The organism is Pseudoduganella rivuli, assembly GCF_009674485.1.
GTDB classification, from domain to species: domain Bacteria; phylum Pseudomonadota; class Gammaproteobacteria; order Burkholderiales; family Burkholderiaceae_D; genus Rugamonas; species Rugamonas rivuli_B.
In genome coordinates this window covers 1-255 of the sequence record NZ_WKJJ01000088.1, presented here as the reverse complement: position 1 = coordinate 255, position 255 = coordinate 1, and the positions used below count along the sequence as shown (strand labels likewise).

Sequence of the window (255 nt, the reverse complement as noted above, 5' to 3'; positions counted from 1 at the left end):
AGGAGGGCGCTTACCACGGTAGGATTCGTGACTGGGGTGAAGTCGTAACAAGGTAGCCGTATCGGAAGGTGCGGCTGGATCACCTCCTTTCTAGAGTAGGCTGTCCGCCTAATACTCACACTTATCGGCTGTTCTAAAGAAGAACGAAAAGCATGTTGGGGCTGTAGCTCAGCTGGTTAGAGCACCGTGTTGATAACGCGGGGGTCGTTGGTTCGAGCCCAACCAGCCCTACCAGTCCAAGCATCAAGCAATACC

At 53.7% G+C, this 255-nt stretch carries 1 tRNA gene and 1 rRNA gene; both read left to right on the top strand.

The window, feature by feature from the left end:
• Nucleotides 1–90, top strand: a 16S ribosomal RNA gene (locus tag GJ700_RS34850); the annotation flags it as partial.
• A 67-nt stretch (nt 91–157) separates the two neighbouring features.
• A tRNA-Ile gene (locus GJ700_RS34845) sits at nt 158–234 on the top strand.
• The last annotated feature ends 21 nt before the right edge of the window (nt 235–255 follow it).